Origin of the sequence: Streptomyces sp. NBC_01176 (assembly GCF_045039825.1) — a bacterium.
In the GTDB taxonomy this organism is placed as follows: domain Bacteria; phylum Actinomycetota; class Actinomycetes; order Streptomycetales; family Streptomycetaceae; genus Streptomyces.
Map to the genome: position 1 here is coordinate 724186 of NZ_CP108600.1, position 25439 is coordinate 749624.

Annotated in this window: 24 protein-coding genes; 6 read left to right on the forward strand and 18 right to left on the reverse strand. The window is 71.5% G+C overall.

Going from position 1 to position 25439, the window contains the following annotated elements; translation table 11 throughout:
- Positions 1 to 94: 94 nt before the first annotated feature.
- On the reverse strand, positions 95 to 973 hold the full coding sequence (locus OG199_RS02820) for a hypothetical protein (RefSeq protein ID WP_405827708.1): 879 nt from the start codon (positions 971 to 973) through the stop codon (positions 95 to 97).
- A gap of 1306 nt (positions 974 to 2279) precedes the next feature.
- Positions 2280 to 2516 (reverse strand): chaplin, encoded by a 237-nt coding sequence (locus tag OG199_RS02825; protein WP_356807846.1) that lies wholly within the window; start codon positions 2514 to 2516, stop codon positions 2280 to 2282.
- A 236-nt stretch (positions 2517 to 2752) separates the two neighbouring features.
- On the opposite strand from OG199_RS02825, the gene OG199_RS02830 reads away from it, so the two are divergent.
- Positions 2753 to 2959, forward strand: coding sequence for a hypothetical protein (locus tag OG199_RS02830; protein WP_266707412.1), 207 nt, complete (start codon positions 2753 to 2755; stop codon positions 2957 to 2959).
- A 100-nt stretch (positions 2960 to 3059) separates the two neighbouring features.
- On the opposite strand, the gene OG199_RS02835 is transcribed toward OG199_RS02830, so the two are convergent.
- Positions 3060 to 3710, reverse strand: a complete 651-nt coding sequence (locus tag OG199_RS02835) for a DUF4360 domain-containing protein (RefSeq protein WP_401804493.1) — start codon at positions 3708 to 3710, stop codon at positions 3060 to 3062.
- Positions 3711 to 4165: 455 nt separating this feature from the next.
- On the opposite strand from OG199_RS02835, the gene OG199_RS02840 reads away from it, so the two are divergent.
- Positions 4166 to 4714 (forward strand): hypothetical protein, encoded by a 549-nt coding sequence (locus tag OG199_RS02840; protein WP_356807849.1) that lies wholly within the window; start codon positions 4166 to 4168, stop codon positions 4712 to 4714.
- 195 nt (positions 4715 to 4909) lie between these two features.
- On the forward strand, positions 4910 to 5680 hold the full coding sequence (locus tag OG199_RS02845) for an SDR family oxidoreductase (protein WP_356807851.1): 771 nt from the start codon (positions 4910 to 4912) through the stop codon (positions 5678 to 5680).
- A 240-nt stretch (positions 5681 to 5920) separates the two neighbouring features.
- Here the strand turns inward: OG199_RS02845 and OG199_RS02850 are convergent, their stop codons facing one another.
- Together OG199_RS02850 and OG199_RS02855 are read right to left on the reverse strand one after the other, a co-directional pair.
- A complete protein-coding gene (locus tag OG199_RS02850; protein WP_405827711.1) occupies positions 5921 to 7474 on the reverse strand; it encodes a carboxylesterase/lipase family protein in 1554 nt (517 codons plus the stop codon).
- 675 nt (positions 7475 to 8149) lie between these two features.
- Positions 8150 to 8335, reverse strand: a complete 186-nt coding sequence (locus OG199_RS02855; protein WP_187285469.1) for a CsbD family protein — start codon at positions 8333 to 8335, stop codon at positions 8150 to 8152.
- A gap of 232 nt (positions 8336 to 8567) precedes the next feature.
- Here OG199_RS02855 and OG199_RS02860 point away from each other — a divergent pair, with 232 nt between their 5' ends.
- A complete protein-coding gene (locus OG199_RS02860; protein ID WP_356807855.1) occupies positions 8568 to 9107 on the forward strand; it encodes an AAA family ATPase in 540 nt (179 codons plus the stop codon).
- Between the two features lie 60 nt (positions 9108 to 9167).
- On the opposite strand, the gene OG199_RS02865 is transcribed toward OG199_RS02860, so the two are convergent.
- Entirely contained in the window at positions 9168 to 9893 is a 726-nt protein-coding gene (locus OG199_RS02865; protein ID WP_405827713.1) for an alpha/beta fold hydrolase, read from the reverse strand.
- 144 nt (positions 9894 to 10037) lie between these two features.
- Between OG199_RS02865 and OG199_RS02870 the strand changes: the two genes are divergently transcribed.
- Entirely contained in the window at positions 10038 to 10985 is a 948-nt protein-coding gene (locus OG199_RS02870; protein ID WP_405827715.1) for a helix-turn-helix domain-containing protein, read from the forward strand.
- 31 nt (positions 10986 to 11016) lie between these two features.
- Here OG199_RS02870 and OG199_RS02875 read toward each other — a convergent pair whose 3' ends face one another.
- The 11 genes from OG199_RS02875 to OG199_RS02925 form a co-directional block, all read right to left on the reverse strand.
- Positions 11017 to 11781, reverse strand: coding sequence for an ABC transporter ATP-binding protein (locus OG199_RS02875; protein ID WP_405827717.1), 765 nt, complete (start codon positions 11779 to 11781; stop codon positions 11017 to 11019).
- Complete coding sequence (locus OG199_RS02880; protein ID WP_356807130.1) at positions 11778 to 12578, reverse strand: ABC transporter ATP-binding protein; 801 nt, start codon at positions 12576 to 12578, stop codon at positions 11778 to 11780. The genes OG199_RS02875 and OG199_RS02880 overlap by 4 nt, the downstream gene beginning before the upstream one ends.
- Positions 12575 to 13453, reverse strand: a complete 879-nt coding sequence (locus tag OG199_RS02885) for an ABC transporter permease (RefSeq protein WP_405827719.1) — start codon at positions 13451 to 13453, stop codon at positions 12575 to 12577. The genes OG199_RS02880 and OG199_RS02885 overlap by 4 nt, the downstream gene beginning before the upstream one ends.
- Positions 13450 to 14415 (reverse strand): ABC transporter permease, encoded by a 966-nt coding sequence (locus OG199_RS02890; protein WP_405827721.1) that lies wholly within the window; start codon positions 14413 to 14415, stop codon positions 13450 to 13452. Before OG199_RS02890 ends, OG199_RS02885 begins: the two co-directional genes overlap by 4 nt.
- Complete coding sequence (locus OG199_RS02895) at positions 14415 to 15935, reverse strand: ABC transporter substrate-binding protein (RefSeq protein WP_405827723.1); 1521 nt, start codon at positions 15933 to 15935, stop codon at positions 14415 to 14417. Before OG199_RS02895 ends, OG199_RS02890 begins: the two co-directional genes overlap by 1 nt.
- A 46-nt stretch (positions 15936 to 15981) precedes the next feature.
- On the reverse strand, positions 15982 to 16722 hold the full coding sequence (locus tag OG199_RS02900) for a DUF1684 domain-containing protein (RefSeq protein ID WP_405827725.1): 741 nt from the start codon (positions 16720 to 16722) through the stop codon (positions 15982 to 15984).
- A gap of 260 nt (positions 16723 to 16982) precedes the next feature.
- A complete protein-coding gene (locus OG199_RS02905; RefSeq protein WP_405827726.1) occupies positions 16983 to 17672 on the reverse strand; it encodes a M24 family metallopeptidase in 690 nt (229 codons plus the stop codon).
- A 111-nt stretch (positions 17673 to 17783) separates the two neighbouring features.
- Entirely contained in the window at positions 17784 to 19598 is a 1815-nt protein-coding gene (locus OG199_RS02910; protein WP_405827728.1) for a cytochrome c biogenesis protein CcdA, read from the reverse strand.
- 102 nt (positions 19599 to 19700) lie between these two features.
- The gene (locus OG199_RS02915; protein WP_405827730.1) at positions 19701 to 20984 is read right to left on the reverse strand and encodes a methyltransferase domain-containing protein; all 1284 of its coding nucleotides are present in this window, start codon (positions 20982 to 20984) and stop codon (positions 19701 to 19703) included.
- A gap of 187 nt (positions 20985 to 21171) precedes the next feature.
- Entirely contained in the window at positions 21172 to 22077 is a 906-nt protein-coding gene (locus tag OG199_RS02920) for an NAD(P)H-binding protein (protein ID WP_356807116.1), read from the reverse strand.
- 276 nt (positions 22078 to 22353) lie between these two features.
- On the reverse strand, positions 22354 to 23397 hold the full coding sequence (locus OG199_RS02925; RefSeq protein WP_405827732.1) for a hypothetical protein: 1044 nt from the start codon (positions 23395 to 23397) through the stop codon (positions 22354 to 22356).
- Between the two features lie 219 nt (positions 23398 to 23616).
- On the opposite strand from OG199_RS02925, the gene OG199_RS02930 reads away from it, so the two are divergent.
- The gene (locus tag OG199_RS02930) at positions 23617 to 24069 is read left to right on the forward strand and encodes a MarR family winged helix-turn-helix transcriptional regulator (protein ID WP_356807113.1); all 453 of its coding nucleotides are present in this window, start codon (positions 23617 to 23619) and stop codon (positions 24067 to 24069) included.
- A 233-nt stretch (positions 24070 to 24302) separates the two neighbouring features.
- Here OG199_RS02930 and OG199_RS02935 read toward each other — a convergent pair whose 3' ends face one another.
- Entirely contained in the window at positions 24303 to 24992 is a 690-nt protein-coding gene (locus tag OG199_RS02935) for a lamin tail domain-containing protein (protein WP_405834406.1), read from the reverse strand.
- Positions 24993 to 25439: the final 447 nt, after the last annotated feature.

Genomic DNA, 25439 nt, shown 5'->3' on the forward strand with positions numbered 1-25439 from the left:
CCCCAATCATTGTCGTTCTGCTTCCGACCTTAGACCTCCCCGCGTCGGACGCATACGCTTCGGCCGGTCCCCCGTGTCGTGGCCCGGGGTGCGCTCAGCTCCTGGTGAACCTGTAGGTCTTGCTGTCGGTGAGTACGCAGAAGCCCGGCGACACGACGATCACGCGCAGGGTGCCGGTGCGCCGGTCGTAGTCGATGCCCTCCGACTCGAAGCTGCCCGAGCAGGAGCTGCGCAGCGGGAGCTGGCGCAGGGCCGTGACATGACCGGTCACGTCGGCGGAGCCGGGCTCGGCCGACAGGTCGATCTGCAGCAGCGGCTTGGTGATGCCGAAGAGCGCTCCCTCCGGGTCGTCGGAGGAGCACAACAGCTGCGTCGACGTGGCGAAGTCGCAGCCCTGTACGTCGCGTACGGCGTGGTCGAGGTTGATGGTGGAGGCCTGCGGGAGGTTCGCGGAGGAGGAGGTGGCGGGGTTCACGCCGGGGGTCGGGAAGACCAGCAGGCGGTTCATCGTGCCCCACTCGCCGGACACCATCCAGGAGCCGTTCGGCGAGATGGTGTCGAAGGAGTTGTTCAGCGCCTCCCCGGGACTCAGGGCGTGGACGTACTCCGACCAGGCACCGCCCGGTGCCTGCACGCGGAACATCTTGGCGCTGCCGGAGTCCGCCTGGTACGGCTCCACGTAGTAGCCGTTGTACGAGGCGTCGGGGTCGCCCACGTGGTTCCAGCCGCGGACGGTGAGGTCGAACGGGACCGTGCCGATCCCCGTGTACCGGTTGGGGCTGCCGGCCGGGACCTCGACCGAGGCGAGTCCCTGGCTCTCGGTCAGCGGATCGGCGCGGTCGGAACCGACCTCGTTCCAGGTGTCCGCGGCCGCGGCGGGAGCGGTGGCGGCGACCGAGAGGGCGGCGGCCGTGGCGAGGGTGACAAGACCGGCCAGAACGGCGTGACAACGTTGCCGGGCGGGCATGCGCATGAGGGGTGCTCCTCGGGTGGGGGGTGCTGGTTTCGGCGCACAGTCTGGCCGGTGTAATTGGGCATGTACAGGCCAATGGAGAATCATTGGCCGTCCACTCACCTTCCGGACCACGGCAGTTGCCCCCGCATCCCCCTGCACCGGGGGCCACGCCGGGTTCCGTACGCGCGCCCGTGACGCGACACCGGTCGTCACGCCCGTACTCCCGAGCGGGGCCCGGACACCCCGGACCTGACGCCCGCCGACGGGCGGCCCGACGGGGAGCGCGGCCGGAATCGACGGTTCGAGCAGGCCGGGCGATCTCACTCGCGGCCCGACGGCTCCGCGCGCAGGCCACAGGGAGGCGCCGGAGCGGACGGAGCGGCCCCCGGTGGGCCCTGCTCACCGACGGCGCGTCTCATCAGGTGCAGGCGTGGATGCCGGCGCCGGTGCCGCCGGCCGGTGGACGGACCGCCACGCGTGTGGAGCCCGCGCGCGGGAGCCACGCGCGACGGTCGGCGGTGTCGGGGCGAGCGACGGGATGACCGCAACGCAGCGATCCGGGTCGGGTACGCCATGGCGGACGAGCCGCGCCACCGCGCCGTGGTCGGCGTCAGCGGGGCTCGCGAGTCCGCCGTCGCGGAGGGTACCGGGGTACGTGGACGCCGAGCAGGCCGCGTGCCCGAGGGGGCCGAGCAAGCCAAGGGGGCCGAGGGGGCCGAGCAGGCCGAGGGGGCCGAAATGCCCGACCCGAAGGTTCTGGGAGGCGCGGCGCGATGTCGCCCGCGTCGCTCCCACCGGTTCACCGGACGAGTGCGCCGACGGGACGCTCGTCGCGTCCTTCGGGTCCCACCCGTACTAGGGCGTCACCGGCGACCGTCCGACGGCGGGCGGGGTCGGAAAGGTCACGTGACGGCTGGAACGGGTCCTCGCCCGTGCGGAGTTGGCGACGACGCCGGGTCCGGCCGGCCTCCACACCTCGGGGCGGGAACCGGCCACTATCGTCGGCGCGAAAGCGCGGGCGTCCGCGCGCGGGCATCGGCGCGGGCGGTCGGCACGGGCGTCACGGTCACGGCCGGTGCGGAGGTGGACGACCGGCACGCCGGACCACTGGCCACGACGGGGAACGTGCATGCATGCGGTCCGGCGAGGGAGCGTGACGCAGGGGCCGAGGTAGTCCTGCGGGTCGGAAGTGTCCGTACCGGCCGGATCGCCGTGGTCGAACGACGCGCTCGGCGGACGGGACGACCAGGAGCGCGGCCGGCCGGAATCCCGTGCCCGGCCGCGCACCGCCGGGCAGGCAACCCTGCCCGGCAGCCCTGGCGGGTCAGCTGTTCGCGCAGGTGTTCCCGCTCGCCGGGTTCAGCAGGCCCACCACGTCGACCGAGTCGCCACAGAGGTTCAGGCCGAGGTCGACGGGGATCTGAATGACGTTGCCGGACAGGAGACCGGGGCTGCCCACGGCGACGCCGACCGGGTCGGGGTCGGCGGCGGAGGCGGTCCCGGCGGTGGCCACGAGGGCCACGCTCGCCAGCCCGGCGGCAGCCATCAGACGAATACGCATTACATGCTCCGATCATTCGCAGGAGTGCGGTGCCTCCACCTTCACCTGCGGGACCGCGGCCCGACATCGTTGTACGTCCGAACGGGTCGCCCGGACCCCGAGGACCGCCTCCTGCTCCGGCTCCCGACCCGTGTCCGGTCACGGGCGGGGCGTCCCGGACGCGCCCGGGACGCGTCGCGCGGGGTGCCCGGATTGCCCGTAGCGTGAGAACAGGTCTGGTGGAACAGGGAGAGATCATGTCAACGAGCCAATCGGATTCGCCCGTGCCGTCCGACGAGAGGGCGACCCCCGACGCGCTGCTGCACACCGGCGCCGGCGGCGAGGTCACCGCCGAGGACCTGGTGCTCGCCGCAGGTCGCGACATCACCCCGGAGAACCTCGCCTGGGCCGAACGCAAGCTGGCGCAGGAGGGGCCCGCCGCCCTCGACAAGTTGCTGCCCTAGTCAAGTCGCCGCCCCGGTGCCGCGGCCCTTGACCGGCTCCGATGCGGCGGAGCCGGTCAAGGGCCCGAGGGGCCGGGGTCGCCGGGTCAGCGATCCCGGGTCATGATCCGGGGCACTCCTTCCAGGCCAGGTGGTAGACGGTGCTGATGTCGCCGTCCGTCGAGTCCATGGTCATGAAGCTGGTGCTGCCCGGCGCGGACGTGCCCGCGTTGACGCGCAGCTCGGTGTTGATGTTGAAGTTCCGCTGAACACCACAGGGGGCCCAGACCAGTTGGGCCCAGTCCGTGACGTCGGTGGCCTGCCAGTTGTCGTTGTACGGGCCACCGAAGGGGTGCGTGATGGCCGCCGTGCTCGAGGAGCCCTGGAAGTAGTACGAGGCCTTCTCGGTGCTGCTGGCACCGGGCTGCAGCGACGCGAAGCCGCGGTAGTCGGCGCTGGCGATGGCGTACGTGAAGCCCTGCGGCACGTGGACGATCAGGTTGAGCTGGCAGTTCTTGCGGAACGCGGTGGGCCCCGAGGTGCCGCCCACCTGGGCGAGGTATTCACTGTAGGTGACGGTGAAGGCCGTGTTGTCCGGCGACACCGCGACCGCGGCGGTGCCCTGCGGGCAGCCGGAACCGTTCACCGTGGCGACCTTGATGACGATCTTGTCCGGAGGCGGGTCGACGATCCCGGAGGACGGGTCCGGTCCGGGTAGTGCGGTGGCGAACAGGGCGGCTATCGCGCCACCCAGAAGAAGCCCACCAGCCATGGTGCTCCCATCCATTGCGTTGGCGTTTCCGGCGGCACGAATCGTGTGCCGCCGCGAATTGGGGGGTGCGGCTCCTCCCGCGTACGGGAGGGGCCGTCGCAGACCAGTGCGTTGGATCAAGCGTGAACTGTTGAACCATGTACATGACAAGGTCATGCGCATGGGTGACCCGGGAATGTGAAGAAGCCGTGAAGTCCGGGACCGACCGCATCGTATGTACCCCGGCGCCCGGGGGTCAGGGCGATCTCCGGCCATTCACCGCGTACGCCCGTTCACGGAGCACGCCTGCCGCGGCCGACGAGGACGCCGGGCGCCTCGGCCGGCCCGACCGGGTCGCTCCTTCCGGCTCGACCGGACGCCCGCGGACCGCCGCCCCGGAGTACCCGTCCTGGGACTCTCCTCGAATCCCCCCGCCGCCGCACGGCTCCGCACCCGCTCCTGCGACACTGAACGTCATGGAGTCCCGACACCTGCGAATCGGCCGCCGTCGCATATGGATGCTCAGCGGAGCCTGCTTCCTCGTGCTCGGCCCGGTCGGTTACGCGCTCGGCGGCTGGATTCCCCTGGCGGCACTGATCGTGGCGCTCACCGCGGCCACCTCGGTCTCGCACTGGAAGGCCGCCTCGTGGCTCGGGCCCGCCGTGGAACGGGGGCAGCGGGAGAGCCGCCGGGACGTGGCGACCTTCTGCGTGGTCATAGCGGTCAGTGGCTACGCCCAGCCCCCGGCGCACGCGTCCCCCTCCCCCGAGGCCCCCGATCTGGCGGCACTGCGCCTGGAGGCCTATCGGGCCGCGGCACACGACGATCTCTCCGAGGAACTCCGGCGCCTGGCGGCCGACGCGCTGGCCGCGGCCGACGCCGCACACGCCGAGGACACCCCGGTGGCCTGGCGGGCCGCACGCGCGAGCGCGGAGCGGCTGGCGCACGCGGCGCAGGAGGGCAATCCCTACGTACGGAATCTGCTGATCCAGTGGGTCGAGGGCAACCCGGCCGCGGACCGCTAGGTCACGCCCGGCCCCCGCGCTCGGATCAACGGCCGTGACCGGTGCGGCGCTTGGCACGACGGGGAACATCCCGCCCTACGGGGTGTACTCAGGTGAACCGACAACGCGGCGGGGTGCCGTACGGCGCGGGTCGCACCGTGGGACCAGCGAGGTCAGGTACTTCATCGTCGCCAACTCCCTGGAAACGTGAGGACCATGGCGGACTTCTCCAGCAGGTCGGGTGCCGCGTTCGTCGCGGGCGGCACCGGTGGTATCGGCGCGGCCGTCGTCCGTACGCTGGCCGAGCGCGGCAGTGACGTGGCGTTCACGTACCGCACCAGCCGGGCCGGGGCCGACGCGCTCGCCGCCGAGGTGCGCGAGCACGGGCGTCAGGTCCTCGCGCTGCGGCTCGATCTGACCGACGAGGTGGCCACGGCGGAAGCGGTCTCCGAGGCCACCGACACCTTCGGCGGCCTCCACACGGTGGTGTACGCGGCCGGCCCGCACGTACCGATGGTGCACCTCAGCCAGGTGACGCCACGTCAGTTCCGGGCTCAGCTCGACGCGGACGCGCTGGCGTTCTTCCATCTCGTCCATCCCGCGCTGCCGAGGCTGCGGGAGAGCCGGGGCAGCATCGTCGCCGTCACCACCGTGGCCACCCGCAGGTTCCCGGTCCGCGACGGGCTCTCCTCGGGCACGAAGGGGGCGGTCGAGGCGGTCGCCCGGGCTCTGGCGGCCGAGGAGGGCCGGTACGGGGTCCGGGTGAACTGCGTCGCCCCGGGCATGCTGACCGACGGCATCGCCGCCCGGCTGATCACCTCCGGTGAACTCGACGAGACGGCCCTGCGGACCGCCCGCCGCAACATCCCGCTGCGCCGTTTCGGCGAGGCGGCGGACATCGCGGAGGCGGTGGCGTTCCTCGCCTCGGACCGCGCCGGTTTCATCACGGGGCAGGCGCTGGGGGTCGACGGCGGCTACAGCGTGTAGCACCGGCCGGCCCCCGGCACTGTCCGCGGGTGCGGTGGAACCGGTCTCCCCGCCCGGCACGCACCGCGCCGGCCGTCGCTCGCCCCCGTACCGGCCGTGCTGCCGGGCACCACGAGGGAACCTCCCCGGGAGGCCGGGGCCCTCGTACGAGAAGGCCGCTCGGCTCCACGGTCGGTCCAGCGGTGACGCGCCGCCACTCGCTCGCCGTCACACGTCGGCGCGGGCGCGGCGGGCCGACGGTCAGCCGTGCGGCCCGGTCGCGAGGTCGTCGAGGGACCACCAGGTCCCCGACTGCCACTCGCGGCCGTGCCAGGCGGCACGGCGGGCACCGCGAGGGTCGTCGACCGAGCGGGGCCCGGTGGGACCGAAGACCATGGTGGCGCGTCGGCCTGTGGTGTACTCGGGCCAGTCCGGCAGCCCCTCGGCGGTGGGGACGCCAGCGGTGACGAAGGCCCCGAAGGCCTCGTGGAGCAGCCCGTTGACGCCCGGACCGCCGAGCCACATGGCGGTGCCGTCCGTACCGTGGATCGCGGGCAACTTCCCGTCGGGCGCGACTTCCGGCGGGAGCCCGGTCAACGGCATGTCGTACCGGGAACGCCAGACGGGCGCGTGGGCGCACTGGGCGTCGGCGAGGCGCGTCGTGGGGATTCCGTACCGCTCGTCGGTCATCAGGTCGATCCGCAACCGGAGCGGATCGCGGGCCGGTTCGGACGGGTGTTCCGCGTAGACGGCGAGGATGCGGTCGCGCGCGGCGGCGCCGAAGTACTCCTCCAGGACGCGGTCCGCCCGCTCGGCCGCGTCGGGAGCGAGGAGTTGGTAGAGCGCGCATTCGTTGACGCACGTCTGGGCCAGCAGTGGGACACCCGCGGCGACGCCCGCCGCGAGGGCGTCCAGGGGCCTGCGGGTCAGGGCGAGTCCGTCGATGGAGGGGCGCCACAGCCAGGAGGCCCGCACTCCCTCGCCGACCGCGTTCTGCGCGCCGAGGATCTCCTCCGCGGGCACGCTGCGGATGCCGTCCGCGGCCCCGGCTCCCAGCACGCGCAGGAACCGCCGCGTCAGGGCGGCGTCCTGGGACCGGGCGGCGACGTGGTCGGCTCCGCCGCTCGACGAGACCGCCCGGTGGATCATGCCTCGGGTGAGGGGCGAGGCGAGCAGGTTGGCGACGGACTTGGCGCCGGCGGACAGACCGTAGAGCGTGATCCGGTCCGGGTCGCCGCCGAAGCCGGCGATGTTCTCGCGGACCCAGCGCAGCGCGGCGACTTGGTCGTGCAGACCGTAGGAACCGGTGTGCTCCTCCCCGTCCAGCGCGAGGAACCCCAGCGCGCCCAAACGGTAGTTGAACGTCACCACGACCACACCGTGGGCGCGTGCGAAGACCGCGCCGTCCCCGGCGATGTCGGTGCCGGTACCGACCTGGTAGCCGCCACCGTGGATCCACAGCAGCACGGGACGGCCCTCGGCACCCGCCGGTGCCGTCACGTTGAGGTAGAGACAGTCCTCCGACGGTTCGGGCAGCGCGGGCGCGTCGGCCGACAGGGGGTCCGCCGTCACGGCGGGCAGGAACATGGGCGGCTGCGGGGCGGGGGCCCCGTATTCCGTGGCCTCGCGCACACCGCTCCAGGCCTCGGGTCGCCTCGGCGGGCGCAGGCGCAGCGAACCCACGGGAGGGGCCGCGTAGGGAATGCCGCGCCAGCCGAGGACTCCCTCGCGGATCTCGGCGCCGCGCACCCTGCCGGCGGCGGTGTCCACGACGTACGCCGTGGCGCCCGCGCCGGCCCGTGGCGTCCCCGTCATGCCGTCCTCTTGTCGTGCCGTCGGGACCGGTTCTGCGAGCGGCCCCGCGCCGTGACCTCGGCACACCGGCGGGCAGCCGCACCCGTCCACGGTCACCGGGTCTCGGCCGTGCGTCCCCGTGCGTCCCCGACGAGGCGGGCGGCGGCATCGCGGGCGGCGGCGTCGAGGAGCCGACGGTGGTGCCGTGGACGCGGGCGAGCACTGAGCCGGTCACCGCTCGCGGCGGCCAGTTTACGAGCCTGGGGCGAGCAACTCACCGTACGGAACGACATGGTTGACCGGTCCGGGGCCGTGGGAGACCGTGTGCGTCGTCGGCGGTCAGGAATCTCCTGTTCCGGGTTTCCTGGCCGCTGTTGCCGCCATCCGGGGGACTTCGTGCACCGCACGCGGTCGTCACCGATCGGCTTCGCCGGCGGCTCCGCGGCGAGGCCTGTCGCGCATGACCCGGCCGACACCCGGTGCACGGGCTCCGGACAGCGTCACTCGCCCCTCACCCAGCCCCGGGCACGGCCGTTCAGGTGAACGCTGGAGCCGCCGCGGCACGGCGACGCTCGGCCCGAACCGCGTGACCGGCGTCCCGGGGACGTCTGAGCCGCGTACGGGTGGTGGCTCCTGACGGCAGAGGGACGCCCCTCGACCGGGGTCGAGGGGCGTCCTTCGTGCGGGGTGAAGCGGTCAGTGCTTGTCGCGGAGTGAGTCGCGAGCACCTGCGGCCTTGCCACGGGCCTTCTCCGCGGCTTCGCGGACGTTGGCCTTGGCCTGGTCGGTCTTGCCCTCGGCTTCCATACGCTCGTTGCCGGTGGCCTTGCCGGCCATCTCCTTGGCCTTGCCCTTGGCCTTGTCCATGGAACTCTTGCCCATGATCACTCCTTGGTTGGGGGGATACGCCTGCCACGCTAGGGGCGGTCGGCGGCTCCCGCATCCGGAGCGCGTGGCCGCCCTCACCGGCCCCGTGCACTCACCGCGCCCCGGGTCCGTGCCGACCGGCAGGAGCGGAGAACCCCGTTGCCTTCCAGGGCGCTCGGTCCGTCGCGTGTCTCGCGGGGGACCTCCCTCTCCGACCGCACGGCGACGCGGCGAGTAGCCTGCCCCGGTGAAACGCATCCTCGTCGCCGGCATCACCGGGGCCGGAAAGACCACCATGGCGCAGGCCCTCGCCGTACGGCTCGAGCTGCCTTTCCACGAGATGGACGCCCTGAAGTTCACCGGCCCGCGATGGGCGTCCAACCCCGATCTGCGCGAGCAGGTGGCCACGATCGCGGCCACCCCGGGGTGGATCTTCGACTCCTTCGGCTACCCGGAAGTCCGGGATCTGCTGTGGACGCATGCCGACACGGTGGTCTGGCTCGACTACCCGAAGTCCGTGATCATGCCCCGCATCCTGCGCAGGTCGTTGCGCCGGACGCTGCTGCGCGAGCGGATATTCGGCGGCAACGTGGAGACCCTTTCGGGCTGGTTCAGCAGTGACCACCCGGCATGGTGGGCCTGGTCCCAGCACGGCGCCCGGCGGTCGGAGATCGCCCGACGCACCCAGGATCCCCGCTTCGCGCCGCTCCACGTCATCCGTTTCCGCTCACCGCGACGAGCGGACCAATGGCTGCGAACCCTGCGTGAGGCCGGTTCCGAAGCCTGACCGGGTGACGGCACGCACGATGCCGTGTCCTTGCCGGGCAGCGTGACGAGGGTCGGCGGATCAGCCGAGCTCGAGCAGCAGGTCGGTGAGTTCGGCCGGCATGGTCACCATGCAGTCGTGGCCGGTCGCCAGTTCCCGCACCCGTGCCGGGCTGCCGTTGGGCTGTGTCGCGGGGACGGGGCGCCGGTCAAAGCCCTCGGGCCTGCCCTCGGTGCAGTGGATGTGCGTCCGCGGGATGGAGTTCGCCGCCGGATTGTCGAGTCGGACCGGCTGTTGCAGGCAGCGCACCGAAAGGTCCGACAGCGTCGTGCGCAGCCAGGCGACGTCCGCCGGGTCGGTGACCCCGAACAGACCTGAGGGCGGCGGCAGCCCGGGGAGCGGCGGGACCCGCCAGCCGTTGTCGGACTTCAGGGCGAGGTCGATCAGTGCCTGGGTCACGGGCATGATGTCGGCCGCGCTCTCGCCGTCCTCGGGGACCATCGCGTCGAGGTAGACCAGATGGGCGATCCGGTCCGGGAGCCGGTCGGCCGCCGCCGAGATGACCAGCCCGGCGTAGCTGTGGCCCACCAGGACCACCTCGGTGAGGTCCTCCTCGGTGATCAGCTCGACGATGTCGTCGACATGCGTGTCGAGCCCTACTTCGGGGCCGAGCAGACGCGCCTTGTCGCCGTGGCCGGTCAGTGACGGTGTGAGCGCCCGGTGTCCGGCCGACTCGAGCAACGGCACCACCCGTTCCCAGCACTCTCCGCTGTGCCACGCGCCGTGTACCAACAGATAGGTCGACATGGGTTCCGCTCCTCGCTGTGTCCGTCCCCGCTCGGCGGGTCGCTGATCATGCTGCCGCCCGCCCTCGGGCCGGGCCAGGGCCCCCTCGATCCTGGGGGTGACAGGGCCAGGCACCCGCGCAGGGGGGCGAATTACAGTGGGGCGATGCGCGACGAAACGAACCTGCTGGGCGATTACGTGCGCGCCCGCCGTGAGCTCGTCACTCCCGAACAGGTGGGGATCCCGGTCGTGGGGAAACGGCGCGTTCCGGGTCTGCGCCGGGAGGAGGTCGCGATGCTCGCCGGCATCAGTGCCGACTACTACCTGCGCCTGGAGCAGGGCCGCGACCGCAACCCATCCGTACAGATCCTCGAGTCGCTCGCCCGCGTGCTGCGACTCGACGACGACGCTACGGCCTACCTGTTGCGTCTGGGCGCCGGAAGACCCCGGCGGCACAGGCACCGGCGCCGGAGGGAGACCGTTCCTCCGGGCATCGCCAAGCTCGTCGCCACACTCCCGCTGCCCGCACTGGTCGAGGGCCGCTACTTCGACGTGCTCGCCGCCAACGCCCTGGCGACCGCTCTCTCACCGCGACTCGTGACGGGAGCCAACCGGCTGCGAGACGTGTTCCTCGACCCCGCCGAACGGGCTCTGTACGCGGACTGGGAGAGCGCCACCGTGGGCATGGTGGCGGGCTTCCGCGAGTCCGTCGGCACCGACATCGACGACCCCCGGTTCATCGAGCTCGTCGGCGAGCTCTGCCTCGCCAGCCCCCGCTTCAGCCGGCTGTGGGCGCGCCACGACGTGGCGGCGTGCGAAGGCGCGTCCAAGCACATCGACCATCCCCAGGTCGGTGGCCTGTGGCTGAACAGGGAGCGGCTCGGCATCGGCGGCACGGGCGGGCAGACGCTGGTCGTCTACCACCCCGATCCCGGCACCGACAGCGCCGACCGGCTCGCCCTTCTCGCCTCCGCCGCGCAGGCGCCGGCCGCCCCTCGGGACACCACCGCCGACGAGCAGGGGCGGGCGGGCACCGAACGCGGCGCGCGCGCCGCGGACCGGGCCGGCCGCCGCCCGGCGGCCGACGACCAATGGTGTACGGGTTCGGCCTGATCCAGCGAATCCGGCCTGATCCGGGGGTGGTTCAGACGGGCAGTCGCGGCACGCTGTCGAGCAGACGGCGGGTGTAGGGGTGCGCAGGGTCGCCCAGCACCTGGTCGGTGTCGCCCTGCTCGACGACGTGGCCGTGTTCCAGCACGGCGGTGCGCTCGCACAGGGACGCGACGACCGACAGGTCGTGGGAGACCATCACGATCGTGAGTCCCTGCTCCTGCTTGAGGTCGGCGAGCAGGTCGACGACCTTGACCCGGGTGGTGACGTCGAGTGCGCTGACGGGTTCGTCGGCCAGCAGCACCCGCGGATGGCACACCGTGGCGCGGGCGATGGCGATCCGCTGCCGCTGTCCCCCGGAGAACTCGTGCGGGTAGCGGTCCGCCGCGTCGGCGGGCAGGCCGACCCGCTCAAGTGCCGCCGCCGCCTTCGGGGCCGCGCCGGCCCTGGTGTCGATGCCGAGGGAGCGAAGCGGCTCCGCCACGATGGCGCCCACGCGACGGCGGGGGTCGAGTGAGGAGTAGGGATCCTGGAAGACGCACTGCACGCTGCTCCGGAAGCGGCGCAGCTGCCGCCGGTCGCGCAGCGACAGGTCGGCTCCGTCGAAGCGGACACTGCCCGCGGTGGGGCGGGTCAGGCCCAGCAGCAGGCGCAGCAGCGTCGTCTTGCCGGCCCCGGACTCGCCGACAAGGGCGAGGCTGTGTCCGGCCTCGACGGTGAGCGAGACGTCCTCGACCACGTTGGCCGCGCTGCCCCGATGGCGCAGCGCCACGTCCTTCAGTTCCAGTACGGGCGTCACCGCGCGCTCCTCAGGTCCAGGGCCGACTGCAGTCTGCGGGCGCTGGCCACGAGCGCTTCCGTGTACTCCTCGCGCGGCGAGCGGATGAGGGTGTGGACGGGACCTTCCTCGACGGCCCGGCCTTCCTTCATCACCAGGGCGCGGTCGGTCACCCTGGCCACGACGGCGAGGTCGTGGCTGACGAAGAGCACCGCCATCTCCCGTTCCCGGACGAGGGTGTCGAGGAGGTCGAGCATCTCCGCCTGCACGGACACGTCCAGCGCGGTGGTCGGTTCGTCGGCGATCAGCAGTCTGGGTGCGCACGCCAGAGCCATGGCCAGGGCGACGCGCTGTCGCTGTCCGCCGGAGATCTCGTGCGGAAAGGCGCGGGCGATCCGTTCGGGTTCCGGCAGCCGTACCTGTGCCAGCGCGTCGCGTACGGCGTCGCGCAGGCCGGCTCCCTTCAGACCGGTGTGTCTGCGGAGGGGTTCGGCGATCTGCCGGCCCACGCGCATCAGCGGGTCGAGCGCGGTGAGCGGCTCCTGGAAGACGACGGCGGCGTCCCGGCCGCGGACGGAGGTGAGTCTCTTCTCGGTGGCGCCGACGATCTGGGTGCCACCGAGGTCGATGCTGCCGGTGGCGGTCATGCCGTCGGGCAGCAGGCCGAGCACGGCGAGGGTGGTGAGCGACTTGCCGGAACCGGACTCGCCGATGAGTCCCAGCCGTTCGCCGCTCGCGACGGTGAAGGAGAGGTCGTCGACCAGTGTCCGGCCGTCCGAGGTGGCGACGGTCAGGCCCCGTACGTCGAGGAGGGTCATGTGCGCCTCCGGCGGGTCGCCGGGTCGAGGGCCTCCCGCACGCCGTCGGCGATGAGGTTGACGCCGATCACGAGCAGGACGAGCAGGATGCCCGGGGCGAGCGCCCCGGCGGGAGCCGTGGTGAAGGTGGCCTGCGCCTCCTGGAGCATGCGGCCCCACGAGGCGTTGGGCGGCGGCGCACCCAGGCCCAGGTAGGACAGGCCGGCCTCGGCCAGCACGGCGAGCCCGAACTGCAGCGCGAGGTTGACCACAAGGGTGGGCCAGATGTTGGGCAGGACGTGGCCGAGCACCGTACGCGGCCAGGAGGTGCCGGACGTGCGGGCGGCGGTGATGTAGTCCTGCGCCAGGACCCGCTTGACCAGGATGCGCACCAGTCTGGCGACGACGGCGCTCTGCGCCAGTCCGATCGCGAGGATCGCGGAGCCGAGGGTCGCCGAGCGCGCGGCGACGATGAGCATCGCGAGCAGCAGCGTGGGAAAGGCGATCAGGATGTCGAGGAACGCGGACAGCGTGTCGTCGAGCCAGCCCTGCGCGAACGCCGCGAGCACCCCCAGGGTGACGCCGATGGCGGCGGCGAGGAGCACCGATCCGAGCCCGGCCTCGACGGCGATCCGCGAGCCGGTCATGACCTGGGTGAACAGGTCGCGCCCGAGTTTGTCGGTGCCCAGCAGATGTCCCCCGCCGGGTCCGGCGAGCCGTCCGCCGGAGGTGTCGTCCGCGGAGTAGGGCAGCCAGAACAGGGAGACCAGGGCGAGCAGAGCGATGAGTCCGGCGAGGACACAGCCGACGACGAGCGTGGCGGAACGGCCGATTCGCCGGCCGCCCGGCGGTGCCTTCTCGGACAGCACCGGTACGAGCGCCTCGGGCGCGGTCATCGGGCACCTCCGGAGAGTCGTCCGCGCAGCCGTGGGTCGACGAATCGCTGGACGAGGTCGGCGACGAAGCCGATGAGCAGGACGGCGAGGGTGGAGACGAACAGGACGGCCTGGATGACGGGGTAGTCGTGCTGGGCGATGCCGGTGGCGAGCATCGAGCCGAGGCCCGGCAGCGCGTACACGGACTCCACGACGACCGCGCCGAGCAGGGTGGAGGCGAGCTCGATGGCGAGGACGGAGATCACCGGCACGGAGCTGTTGCGCAGGCCGTGCCGCCACATGGCCCGCCCGAAGGACGAACCCAGGGCGCGGGCGGTACGCAGGTAGTCGCTGCCGAGGACGTCGAGGGTGGCGGAGCGGACGTAGCGGATCATGGACGCGCTCATCACCAGGGCGATGGTGACGACGGGCAGCACGAGGGAACGGATCGCTTCGGCGGGCTCGGACCAGCCGTCCGGGGGGAAGCCGCCTGCCGGGAGCCAGCCCGCGTTCAGCGCGAAGACGGCGACGAGGATCATGCCGAGCCAGAACACCGGGATGGCGATGCCCAGTTGGGACACGCCACTGAGCAACGCCCCGTACCAGGTGCGCCGCTTGTAGGCGGCGACGAACCCGGCCGGCACCGCGATGAGAACGGCGAGGACGAAGGCGGCGAGGGTCAGCGGGACGGTGACGTCCAGCCGGGAGGTGACCTCGGGGCCGACGGGCAGTGAGCTGACGAAGGAGGTGCCGAGGTCGCCGTGCGCCAGCTGCCCGAGCCAGTGCGTGAACTGTTCGGGCAGTGGCCTGTCGGACCCGATGGAGTGCCGTGCCGCGGCGATCTGTTCCGGGCTGGCGCCCACCGAGGTGAGTGCGTTGGCCGGGTCGCCCGGGAGCATGCGCAGCAGGACGAACAGCACGACGCTCGCCAGGGCCAGCGACACCACGAGGAAGGCCAGTCGGCGCAGGAGGTAGCGCGCCATCAGCCCTTCTTCTTGATGTCGTAGGCGTAGAACTGCGAGTTGAGGCCGTTGAGCGGGTAGCCCGAGAGCTTGCTGCTCGCGACGACGATCTGCGGGTAGAGGTAGAGCCAGTCGCTGGCCGCGTCCTCGGCGGTCTTCTCGTTGACCTTCTTCAGCAGTGCGGTCTGCTCGGCGGTGGTGGAGGCCTCTTCGGCCTGCTCGACCCACTGCGTGACCTGCTTGTTGTCGTAGCCCCAGTAGAAGTCGGGGTTGCCGTACCAGACGAGGTCACGGTCGTTGACGTGCTCCTGGAGCGTGGCCGTGAAGTCGTGGTTCTTGTAGACCTTCGTGTACCACTCGTCGGGCGTGATCGTGTTGATCTTGACGGTGATGCCGACCTTGGCGAGCTGGGACTTGATGAAGGTCGCGGCGGTGGGGTGCGGGTCGTAGTTCGGGGTGTCGAGGGTGAAGGTGAAGCCCTTGGCGTACCCGGCCTCGGCGAGCAGCTGCTTGGCGTGCGTCGGGTCGTAGGCGTTGACCTTGGTGAGGTCCTCGTACCAGGGGTCGGTGGGCGGCACCATCGAGCCGATGAGCTTGCCGTAGCCCGCCCAGACCGACTCCAGGAGCTTCTTGTCGTCGATGGCGGACGACACGGCCTGGCGCACCTTGACGTTCGTGAAGGGCTTGGCCTTGTCGTTGAAGGCGAGCAGCAGCTTGGTGGTGGAGTCGCCGTCGTTGACCTTGTAGTTCTGGTTGCTCTTGAACTGATCCAGGGCGTCGGGCGACTGCTCGCTGGTGACCACGTCGACGGCGTTGGTCAGCAGGGCGTTGTTGAGTGCCGTGGCGTCCTTGTAGTAGTGGAAGACGACCTTCTGGTTGCCGGCGGCGCGGCCCCAGTAGCCGGCGTACCGGTCCAGGCCGAGGGCGGAGCCGCGCGTCCACTTGTCCAGCTTGTACGGGCCGGTGCCGTCCTCGGTCGTCTTCAGGTTCTTGGCCTGGGAGTTGATGATCCAGACGTAGGAGAGGTTGTAGACGAAGGAGATCGACTTCTTCGACAGCGTGACCTTGACGGTCCGCTGGTCGGGGGTGGCGATGTCCTTGACGACCTCGAGGTTGCTCTTGCGGGCGGACTGGGAGTCGTCCGCGAGAACCTTCTGCAGGCTGTACTTGACGTCCTGGCTGGTGAGTGCCTTGCCGCTGTGGAACTTCACGCCGTCGCGCAGGGTGAAGGTGTACGTGAGTCCGTCGCCGCTGACCTTGTAGTCCTGGGCGAGGAGCTTCTCCACCTTGCCGTCGTCGGTGAGCTTGAACAGTCCTTCGTAGACGTTGCCGTTGAGGGCCTCGGTGACGCCCTGGCCGCCGCCCGCGGTGTTGTCGAGGTTCTGCGGCTCGTACAGGGAGCCGATGTTGACGGTGGCGTTCTTGTCGTAGGAGCCGCCCGTGGCACCGCCGCCCGAGCCGGAGCCGCCACAGGCGGTCAGGGCCAGGGCGAGGGTGGCCGCCGTCGTGGTGCCGTACAGGGAGGTCTTCTTGATGCTCATGGTGAAGGGGCGCTTTCGTGCTGCGGTGCGGGAGGCTGCGGGACGGTCAGTGCTGTGCGTCGAAGCCGGCGCGGAAGACGGGGAGCTTCTCGCCCGCCTCGACGGGCAGGTGGAAGCGGTTCTGCCGCGGCGGCATCGGACAGTTGTACTGATCCGAGAACCCGCAGGGCGGTACGAAGGCGCGGTTGAAGTCGAGGAGGACGCGGTGGTCGTCCTCCGTGCGCTGTACGAAGAGGAAGCGGCCGGCGCCGTACGTGGTGTCCCCGTTGGTGGGATCGCCGAAGACGAGCAGGAGGGTGCCGTCGTCGTCGAAGGCGCTGAGCGTGTAGTCGCGGCCGTCGACGGTGAGGGTGATGTCGCCGGGGACGACCAGGTCGCGGGTGCCACCGTTGTCCCTGAGGTGCTCGAAGGACACACGCCGGGCGTCGGACACCGGGGTGTAGGTCGCGTGAAGCACCCAGGCGGGGTCGTAGGGGAAGGCGTCGACCCGGTCGAAGTGGCGGATGGCGGGCGCGTCCGCGTCCCAGAAGCGCAGGCCGTCCTCGGACCCGCCGGTGACGAGGTCGGTGCGCCGCAGCGCGGTGACCGTCATGGTCTCCGGCTGACCGGCCCGGGCCTTCTCGGGGTCCGGGTCCGCGCCGGCGGGGAGCCAGCGGGTCTCGACGAGGGCGAGGTTCCCGGCCGGGGAGGTGAGGGCCCGGTGACGCTCGGCGCGCCACGCGTGCCACTGCCCGACGGCGTCGGAGACGGGCTGGTCAGCGATGGAGTGGGACACGGAGGGACTCATTCACTTGGACGGGGCGCCGGCCTCACGCCGCGAGGGTCCCGCCGCGCATATGAATGGCCAAAGCAACTTCTTTATCATCCATAAGAGGATCTAATGTCAAATGCCTGAGTCACATGTTGAGACGACCCGGTGCGGTGGTTCCCGTGGGGCTGACGGCGCGGCGCCGCCCCCGCGACGCACCGCGGGGGCGTGCTCGCCGGCCGGCGCCGACACGCGGCCGGCACGCCCCCGCGACCGCTTCGGCCCTGGCCGGGCCCAGCTCAGCCCAGGTCGAGGAGTTCCTCGTAGAAGCCGCCGAAGCCGCGCTCGCGGTCGACGAGGTGGATCTCCAGGATCCAGTGGCAGACGCGTCCGGCCCGGTCGGGACGCCGGAGCGGGGTGTCGTTCCCCGGGGCGATGTACGACTCGATGTCGGCGCCGTCGATCTTCTCGTGCGGGAACTCGCCCACCGGATGTCCGGCGTGCCAGCCGCCCAGTTCCCAGCCGCGTTCGGTGGCCAGCCGCCCGATCTCGGCGTGCAGGCGGGCGCCGGTGATGTCCGGGTCCGCCTCGAAGGCGCGGCGGCCCGCGGCGAAGATCTCGGGCAGGTCGTCGCGCAGCCGGTGCTTGACGGGGTCGTCGCCGAGCACGAAGGTGCGGCCGAAGTCGGCCTCCCACTCCTCGAAGATCGGTCCGAAGTCCGCGAAGGCGATGTCGTCCCGGCCGATGACCCGGTCCGGGGGATTCTCCCGGTACGGGTGGAGGGTGTTCGGTCCGGAGCGGACGATGCGCTTGTGCCAGTGGCGCGTCGGACCGAACAGGTCGTTCGCCAGGTCGCGGATCCGGTCGCTGACCGCTCGCTCGCCCTCTCCGGGTGCGACCAGCCCCCTCGCCTCGATCTCGGCGAAGAGCTGGGCGGCCTTGTCCTGGGCGTCCAGCAGTCGTGCGGCACGGGTGGTCTCGTCGGTCACATGTCCCCCATCGTCGTGTGTCCCGCGTGCGTGGCCCCGGTCACCGCCGGGACCGATCTTGACCGTACCCGGCGCCGGCCGCGCGATGTCGGCCGAGCGGGCGCGGCAGGTCTATCCGAAGGTGAACGCGTAGGCCTGGATCCCGGGCGCGAGGCGGAGTTCGAGCCGGGCCTGGCGCGGGGTGTCCTCGTCGACGAGCCGGTGCAGGGTGGGGGTGCCGTCGATGTGGAGGGTCCTGACGGCCTTGCCGTCGACGAGGACGGTGACGGGTCCGTTGCCCGCGAGGACCAGGTTGACGTTCCTGGCCCTGTAGGTGAAGGCGAGGCGCGCGTCGGCGCCGGCGGTGAAGTGGTCGTACCCCGCGGTCCAGGTGCCGTCGAGGGAGAGCCTGCCGAGCGGGAGTGCTGCCGGGAAATGGTAGGTCTTGGGCCGGTCGTCGAGGAGCGGGTCGCCCACGTATCCGCTGATGCGCAGGTTGCTGAGGTACGTCTCGGGAGTACGGTCGCGGGTCGGCGCGGCATCCTGCTGACCGGTCTTCGCGGGCAGCCGGACGGAGGGGTTCGCCTGCTCGAGGAGGGTACGGATCAGGTCCTCGGTCTGCGCGTACTGCCCCTCACCGAACTTGAAGTAGCGCACGGTGCCGTGCGAGTCGATCAGGTACTTGGCGGGCCAGTACCGGTTGCGGTAGTTGTTCCAGGTCGTCAGCTTGTTGTCGAGGGCGACCGGATAGGTCACGCCCAGCTTCCTGGCCTGGTCGGCGACGTTGCCCGGCTTCTTCTCGAAGGCGAACTCGGGAGAGTGGACCCCGATCACCTGAAGTCCCGAGGAGGCGTAGGCGCGTTCCCAGGCCTTGATGTGGGGCAGGCTGCGCTGGCAGTTGATGCACGAATAGGTCCAGAAGTCGATCAGGACGACCTTGCCGCGCTCCGCCCTGAGGTCGACCGGCTTGCCACCGGGTGTGTTGAGCCACTTCGTGATGCCCCCGATGGGCGGCGCCTGTCCGCAGGAACGCAGTTCGTCGACACCGTCCTCGCAGCGTGAGAGCTCCTTGTTGGAGTTGTCGTACAGGCCGGACAGCTTCTGACGGGCGGTGTCACTGTCCTCGATCTTCTTCTGTGCGGCGGAGGTGTAGTCGGGCAGCGCCCGCTGGATGGCGTCGGTGACGTTGAAGGCCAGGCCGAACGCGAGCACGATCATCAGGCACCCCGCGCCGAACCGCAGGGCGCGGGCCCGCTTGCGGAAGGCACCGACCCGTTCGGCGACCCGGCGCCCGGCCAGCGCGAACACCAACAGCGGAAGGGCCGTACCGAGAGCGAAGGAGACCGTCAACGCGACGACGTCGAGGCTGAGTCGGCCGCGCGCGCCGGCCACGGTGATGGCCGCGAGCACGGGACCGGCGCACGGCACGTACAGCAGCCCCAGGCCCAGGCCCAGGACGAAGGCGCTGCCGTCCTTGTTGACCTGTCGTTGCGGGATCCGCGCGAACGGCTTCTCCAGGACACGCTCCACGGCCGGGAAGACCAGACCGAGACCGATGAGCACCAGAAGGACCAGACCGACGTAGCGCAGGATGTCCTCCGGCAGGCCCAGCGCGGAGATGATGGTGACGCCCAGCAGCGTGAAGAAGCTGAAGCTCAGCACCAGGCCGGCGACCACGGCGTAGGGCCTGCGGTTGCGCGAGGACCGGGGTGCGGGCCGCGTCTGCAGGAGGACGTCGCCGTCCTCGGAGGTGCCGAGGGTGGCGGCTTCGGCGCCGCCTTCCGCCGACGCGGCCGCATCGGCCGAAGCGGCTCTGCCCGGCCGCGCCCGTGGGCTGTCGGTGGTGGGTCCGCCGGCCAGGAACACCACGGGAAGCACCGGGAGAATGCAGGGAGACACCGCGGTGATCAACCCGCCGAGCAGTCCGATCAGAACCAAAGTGATCATGCGATGTGGCCTCCGAAGCGCTGTCCGGGCCCTTCGGCCCGCTCACTCCTGGTACGAAGCCGCTCACCCGCACGGATTGGTCCGGCGGCCGCACCGATCGCCTCAGCAGGTGCGAACGACGCGGGCCAGGAAATACCCGGAGGTGTCCTCGTAGGAGTCCAGTTGCCAGCCGCTGCCGTCCAGCGCGGGCCGCAGGTTCGGCTCGGCCAGTGGGTCGTCGGGGCTCAGTGGGCGGCCGTGACGGCGGGCGCGTTCGGCGCGGCCCGAGGGATGGAACAGGAGCAGTGCGCCGCCCGGCGTGGTGACCCTCGCCCATTCGCGCAGGGCGGTCGTCGGGTCGGGAAGGTGGTCGAGCAGCCCGGCGGTGAAGATTCCGTCCACCACGCCAGGTGGCAGCGGCAGCCGATGACAGTCGGCGAGCAGCAGGCAGGCCTGGTCGGCGCGGCCCTCGCGGGCAGCGGTCACGAGCATGGCGGAAGTGACGTCCACGCCCAGCACCGTCCCCTTGTCGCCCACCTCCGCGCGCAGGGCCGGCAGAGCACGTCCGGTGCCACAGCCCAGGTCCAGGGCCGTCTGGCCGGGGCTCAGTCCCAGGCGGGCGACGGCGGTCTCATAGCGCGGGCCGTCGGCGGCGAACCGCGTCTCCCAGGCGGCGGCCTTCGGAGTGAAGAAGGTCCGTGTCGCGGTGCGTTCGGCTCGCGCGGCCACCAGCGCCGCGAACCTCCCGAACACCCGGTCCCGGTGCGGAGCCAGTGCGGCCAGCTCGCCCGGCGCGGCCTCCCGCAGCCCCGGAGCGGTGGCGGCGTCCTCCGGGAACGCCGCCGCGAACGCGTCCACGGCCGCCTCGTCGGCCTCCAGGTGGAACTGGAGGCCCCATGCGGCCCCGCCCACGCGGAAGGCCTGCGCCGGATACCGCTCGCAGAACGCCAACGGCACGGCCCCGGGCGGCAGTTCCATGGTGTCGGCATGCCAGTGGAGCACGCGCAGCCGCTCGGGCGTCCCCATGAACAGTGGGTCCCTGCCCGCCGCGGAACACGTCCGCACCTCGCCCCAGCCCACCTGCGCCCCGGACCCGGTACGGGCCGTCCCGCCCGCCGCCACCGCCAGCAGCTGCGCACCCAGGCACACCCCGAGCACCGGCACCTCGGCGGCCAACGCCGCCCGCAATAGGTCGAGTTCGGCGCCTCGGGTGGGAAACCCGGCGTCGCTGTACGCGGCCATCGGGCCGCCCATCACCACGAGCGCCTCGACTCCGGCCAGGTTCTCGGGCAGCGGATCCCCTGCCCACACCCGGCAGGGCCGCATCCGCAGACCCGCGGCCGCCAGCGCCTCGCCCACCGCGTACGGGCCTTCCTCCCGCAGGTGCTGCACCACCAGTACGCCCACAGCTTCGCCCCCAGTCAGCAGATACGACACAGACCAGGGTGATTACACCGCACATGCGAGTCAATGCGCACAGGTTGGTTCGCATGCGCGGTTCGACAGTCGGCCGCGTCCCGAGTGCTCCACCGCGCGCGCGTGACACCGCGTCGCTCCCTCCGGCGAGCGCCCCAGGCCGACGGCCCGTAGCGGGTCAGCCCAGATAGACGTCCTTGTGCGCGGCCACGAACGTCTCGACCGACTGGGCCGGTACCCCCGTCAGGCGTTCGACGTCGTCGGAGGTCCGGTCGTAGCGGTTCTCGTGGTGCAGTCGGGCCATGGTGGCGATGTGCTGTTCGGTGTGCGGCGGCAGGCCCGCCTTGGCGAGCACCTCGGCCCGCCATTGGTCCAGCGGCACGTCCACGTAGGACACCGGACGCCCGAGGGCTCGCGAGAACTCCTCGGCGATCTCGGTCATGTCGACCGAGCGGGGACCGGTCAGCTCGTAGACATGGCCGATGTGCGGAGCCGGATCACGGAGGACCGTGGCGACGACCCGGGCGACGTCGTCGACGGCGACCGGTGAGGTGCGCCCGGTTCCGAAGGGCAGCGCGATGGTGCCGTTCTCCCGGATCGACCGTGCCGCCAGCGTGGTGAAGAGAGGGTTGTCCAGGAACGACGTGGGGCGGATGTGCACCACCGGCAGCCCCGACCAGTTCAGCACCTGCTCGCCCAGCCAGTGCAGTCGCTGCTGGTTCGACTCCGCGGTACTGGTGGCGGTCATCTGCGACACCGTCATCTGCGACATGCCGACCAGCACGTCCAGCTCCGCGCAGTCGCGGGCCACGCTGGCCACCACGGTCGTCGCCAGCAGATGGTCCGGCGACACGGGCATCGCGAAGTACATCCTCCCGACGCCGCGCAGTGCGGCGGCGACGCTCTCCGGACGGGTCAGATCACCGACGACGACCTCGGCTCCGAGCGCGCGCAGCCCGGCAGCGCGATCGTCGTCGCGGCGGACCAGTACGCGGACAGGCATGTCCAGGGCGCGGAGTTGCTCGAGTACCGCGCGGCCCACGTCACCGGCGTTGGAAAGGAGAACAAGGTCGCTGGTGGTCATCGGTCGGCCTCCTGCTGCATCGGCGACTGGGCGCGTTAAGGGGTGGGTGGGTGGAGCGCGTCACGGGGGTGCGTGACCGGGTGGGTGACTTGCTGAGGGCCGAGCCGCTCCGCGGTGAGGACGACCCCGTCTCTTCCTCTCCCAATCTATGGAGGCCTGTGGGGCCTCGCTCGCCGGAAGGCCACGCTCCGGCCTGACCTCGTGTGGACGCCCGACACCGGAGCCGCGCTCGGTGTACGGCGGTGGTGGAGGATCGACCGGGGCCGGCGTACCGGTTCAGGCGGCGGCTTCGGTGCGCCGTCGCCTCAGACGGGGGCGCAGGGCGAGCAGGAGCGCGGCGACGCAGGCCCACAGCGCGAGCGTGATCACGGGACCTGCCGCGTGCGCGCCGTCGAAGTAGCTCAGGTCGGTGACGGCGCGGACGGCGGCACCCGGGGGCAGCAGCGCGGAGACGGTCCGGGCCGCGGCGGGCAGCAGATCGGCGCCGATGGTGGCACCGCTGGTGGCGTTGCCGACGGTGAGGAGCAGGAGGGTGGCGACGGGGACTCCCACGGGGCCGAGGTAGGTGCCCAGCAGTTTGGTGGTGAAGGCTGCGGCGGCGGCCAGCAGGGTGAGCGTGACTATTAGGGGGACGACCGGGGCCGGGACCGCTCCGAGAACGGGGCCCGCGATGATCGCGGCGAGGGTGCCGATGGCCACGGAGGCGCCGGCCAGCAGCCAGAACCGGTGGCGCAGGTGCAGGAGACCGGCCAGTCCGAGCGCGTTCGAGCCGAGGACGAAGCCGGACAGGGTCACACCGAAGGCCATGTAGAAGCCGGCCAGCCCCCTGGTGTCGAAGTGGGCGAAGGGTACGACGTCGTCGGTGGTGAGGTGCTTGCCGGCCCCGTGGGCGTAGGCGCCCACGAGCGTCTTCACGGCCGACGTGGTGGACGTGCCGTCGGCTCCCGCGATCTCCAGGCGCAGCCCGTCCGAACCGTCCGCGCTCAGCGCGGCGACGACGTCGTGACCCTCCACCGCCCGGCGCGCGGCGCCGGCGTCGACGACCGGGTGCACCTCGACGGTGTCGCCGAGGGCCTCGTGCACCGCTCCCGGCATGAGAGGTGCGGCGACGGCGATCGGGACCTGATGCGGCTGGGGATCACGCTGCAGGCCGACATAGCAGGAGATGAAGGCCGCCGCGACGACCAGGGAGATCACGGCCGGCTGGAGCCACGCCCTCACCGGTGGCCTGGGGCGGATGGAGCGGGGCGGCCGCGACGGCTCGGCCACGGTCGTACGTGTCTGCTCACGCTCGGGCGCGGCTCCGACGGGGGATTCCATGGCGGGGCTTTCTGGGGAGAGGGCGCGGGAACGGATCAGGCGGACAGGCACGCCACACCGACCGTTAGGAGCATATGCTCGTATTTGCAGATCGGCAACCACCGTGCCCTTCGGACCGGCCCCTCCACCTGATCCCCCGGCCCGGGCCCTCGCCCCGTCGGGCTTGCCGTGAACAGGAGCATGGGCTCGTACGATGGACGGGGAGCTCAGGAGGAGATCATGACCCCTACGTCGACGAGCGTCGCCGACCAGTGCAACAACCTGGCGCTGCGCAAGGCGGCCCGATACCTGGGGGCGACGTACGACAAGGCCTTGGCCCCCGTCGGCCTCCGGGCCACGCAGTTCAGCATTCTGCAGAGGCTGAGCGCGCACGGCGAGATGACGATCACCAGCCTCGCCGACACGATCGCGATGGACCGTACGACGATGGCCTCGAACCTCAAGCCGCTCGCACGGGAGGGCCTGGTGACCGTCGAGCCGTCGGCGACCGACCGCCGCGCACGGATCGCCGCCATCACGCCGGACGGCCTCTCCCGGCTGAAGGCGGCGCTCCCGCTGTGGAGGGCCGTGCAGGCCCAATTCGAGGAGAGCTTCGGCGGCGACGAGGCGGCCCGGCTGCGCACGTCCCTCAAGGCCGTCCTCGACACCGGCTTCCAGCCCTGGGCCGAATAGGGCTCCGGGCCGCCGGGTGCCCGCCCGGCCGGCACCGTTGCCTCCCACGGTGACACGGGTACCGGCAACGGCGGTGCCGCGACGCAGACCATCCCGGGAAGCAGCATCGCCGGTCCCCGATACCGATCACGTTCGCGCGGCACCGGGTCATGCCGAGGCCGGTGCGCGCCCACGCACGCACCGGCCCGCCGAGCGCCGACCGGCGCTCGACTCCTCGCCTTCCCCTGAGGGTGTCAGCGACGAGGGTGTCCGCCCGGAACCTCGTGACCACGGCCGTCGTGACCGCCCGGAACCTCGTGACCACGGCCGTCGTGACCACCCGGAACCTCGTGACCACGGCCGTCGTGACCACCCGGAACCTCGTGACCCCGACCGTTGTGACCACCCGGTACCTGGTGACCCCGACCGTTGTGACCACCCGGTACCTGGTGACCGCGACCGTTGTGACCACCGGGGAGGCCGTGTCCGCGCCCGTTGTGTCCGCCGGGGGCGCCGTGCCCGCGGCCGACCGGTCCGCGACCCCACGTCACCACGTCGATCACACGATGACGGTCGTTGCGCAGCGTCGCCGTGTCCGCGCGGTTGTCCCAGGCGTAGCCACGACGGTCCTGGAACACGTCCCGACCCGCATCACGCCCCACACCCGTGTGCACCCGCACCGTCGTCCGGCCCCCGAGACGCAGGTGGAACACGTACGCGCGGCCGTCACGGCCCGCCAGCGTCCAGCCGTTCAGATTCACCCCCGAACGGCCCGTGTTCGTCACCTCCACCCACTCCTTGTTCAGCGACGCGTTGCTCCCCGAGTCCCAACCCGGAGAGTCGTACTGCACCCGGCTGATCTGCACCTGCGCACGGTGCGGAAACCGCCCCTGGTCCGCCGACGCCGGCAGCGCCGCCGCACCCGCCACCACACCGGCGGCCATCGCGGCCACGGCGGCACGACGAACCAACACAGACTGCGAAACAGACACGAACGCCCCCTAGAGGAACAGGCGGACCGCACATCGGGATCCGCGAGTTTGAGCCCCGGCCCACTGGCCGAGAACCACACCCTCCCGCCCCACCACGCCGTTCGAGTCCACCACCCGCACGGCATTACCGATCAACGACAAGGCTGTGATCCTCGCCTGCACGCTGCACGTATCCCCCACAACGTCAGATTGACGCCACAATCTCCCAAAACACTGGACGCCACCACAAACGCCACCCTTCGCGCCACCCCACCCCTCACCCGAAAGTGAGTAACAACCCGCAACCCAGACTCGGTTCGACGCAGCGCTCGAGCCTGACGGCAAGGACCGCCGGAGTGGCCGCCCACACGATCACTGACTTTGGTATGGACCTCCACGCGCTCGGTCGCTAACCTCGGC

Excerpts from the sequence above, each read along its gene's own strand:
- OG199_RS02820 (WP_405827708.1), bottom strand. The coding sequence starts at position 973 with ATGCGCATGCCCGCCCGGCAACGTTGTCACGCCGTTCTGGCCGGTCTT.
- OG199_RS02825 (WP_356807846.1), bottom strand. The coding sequence starts at position 2,516 with ATGCGTATTCGTCTGATGGCTGCCGCCGGGCTGGCGAGCGTGGCCCTC.
- OG199_RS02830 (WP_266707412.1), top strand. The coding sequence starts at position 2,753 with ATGTCAACGAGCCAATCGGATTCGCCCGTGCCGTCCGACGAGAGGGCG.
- OG199_RS02835 (WP_401804493.1), bottom strand. The coding sequence starts at position 3,710 with ATGGCTGGTGGGCTTCTTCTGGGTGGCGCGATAGCCGCCCTGTTCGCC.
- OG199_RS02840 (WP_356807849.1), top strand. The coding sequence starts at position 4,166 with ATGGAGTCCCGACACCTGCGAATCGGCCGCCGTCGCATATGGATGCTC.
- OG199_RS02845 (WP_356807851.1), top strand. The coding sequence starts at position 4,910 with ATGGCGGACTTCTCCAGCAGGTCGGGTGCCGCGTTCGTCGCGGGCGGC.
- OG199_RS02850 (WP_405827711.1), bottom strand. The coding sequence starts at position 7,474 with ATGACGGGGACGCCACGGGCCGGCGCGGGCGCCACGGCGTACGTCGTG.
- OG199_RS02855 (WP_187285469.1), bottom strand. The coding sequence starts at position 8,335 with ATGGGCAAGAGTTCCATGGACAAGGCCAAGGGCAAGGCCAAGGAGATG.
- OG199_RS02865 (WP_405827713.1), bottom strand. The coding sequence starts at position 9,893 with ATGTCGACCTATCTGTTGGTACACGGCGCGTGGCACAGCGGAGAGTGC.
- OG199_RS02870 (WP_405827715.1), top strand. The coding sequence starts at position 10,038 with ATGCGCGACGAAACGAACCTGCTGGGCGATTACGTGCGCGCCCGCCGT.
- OG199_RS02880 (WP_356807130.1), bottom strand. The coding sequence starts at position 12,578 with ATGACCCTCCTCGACGTACGGGGCCTGACCGTCGCCACCTCGGACGGC.
- OG199_RS02885 (WP_405827719.1), bottom strand. The coding sequence starts at position 13,453 with ATGACCGCGCCCGAGGCGCTCGTACCGGTGCTGTCCGAGAAGGCACCG.
- OG199_RS02890 (WP_405827721.1), bottom strand. The coding sequence starts at position 14,415 with ATGGCGCGCTACCTCCTGCGCCGACTGGCCTTCCTCGTGGTGTCGCTG.
- OG199_RS02895 (WP_405827723.1), bottom strand. The coding sequence starts at position 15,935 with ATGAGCATCAAGAAGACCTCCCTGTACGGCACCACGACGGCGGCCACC.
- OG199_RS02900 (WP_405827725.1), bottom strand. The coding sequence starts at position 16,722 with ATGAGTCCCTCCGTGTCCCACTCCATCGCTGACCAGCCCGTCTCCGAC.
- OG199_RS02910 (WP_405827728.1), bottom strand. The coding sequence starts at position 19,598 with ATGATCACTTTGGTTCTGATCGGACTGCTCGGCGGGTTGATCACCGCG.
- OG199_RS02920 (WP_356807116.1), bottom strand. The coding sequence starts at position 22,077 with ATGACCACCAGCGACCTTGTTCTCCTTTCCAACGCCGGTGACGTGGGC.
- OG199_RS02925 (WP_405827732.1), bottom strand. The coding sequence starts at position 23,397 with ATGGAATCCCCCGTCGGAGCCGCGCCCGAGCGTGAGCAGACACGTACG.
- OG199_RS02930 (WP_356807113.1), top strand. The coding sequence starts at position 23,617 with ATGACCCCTACGTCGACGAGCGTCGCCGACCAGTGCAACAACCTGGCG.
- OG199_RS02935 (WP_405834406.1), bottom strand. The coding sequence starts at position 24,992 with ATGGCCGCCGGTGTGGTGGCGGGTGCGGCGGCGCTGCCGGCGTCGGCG.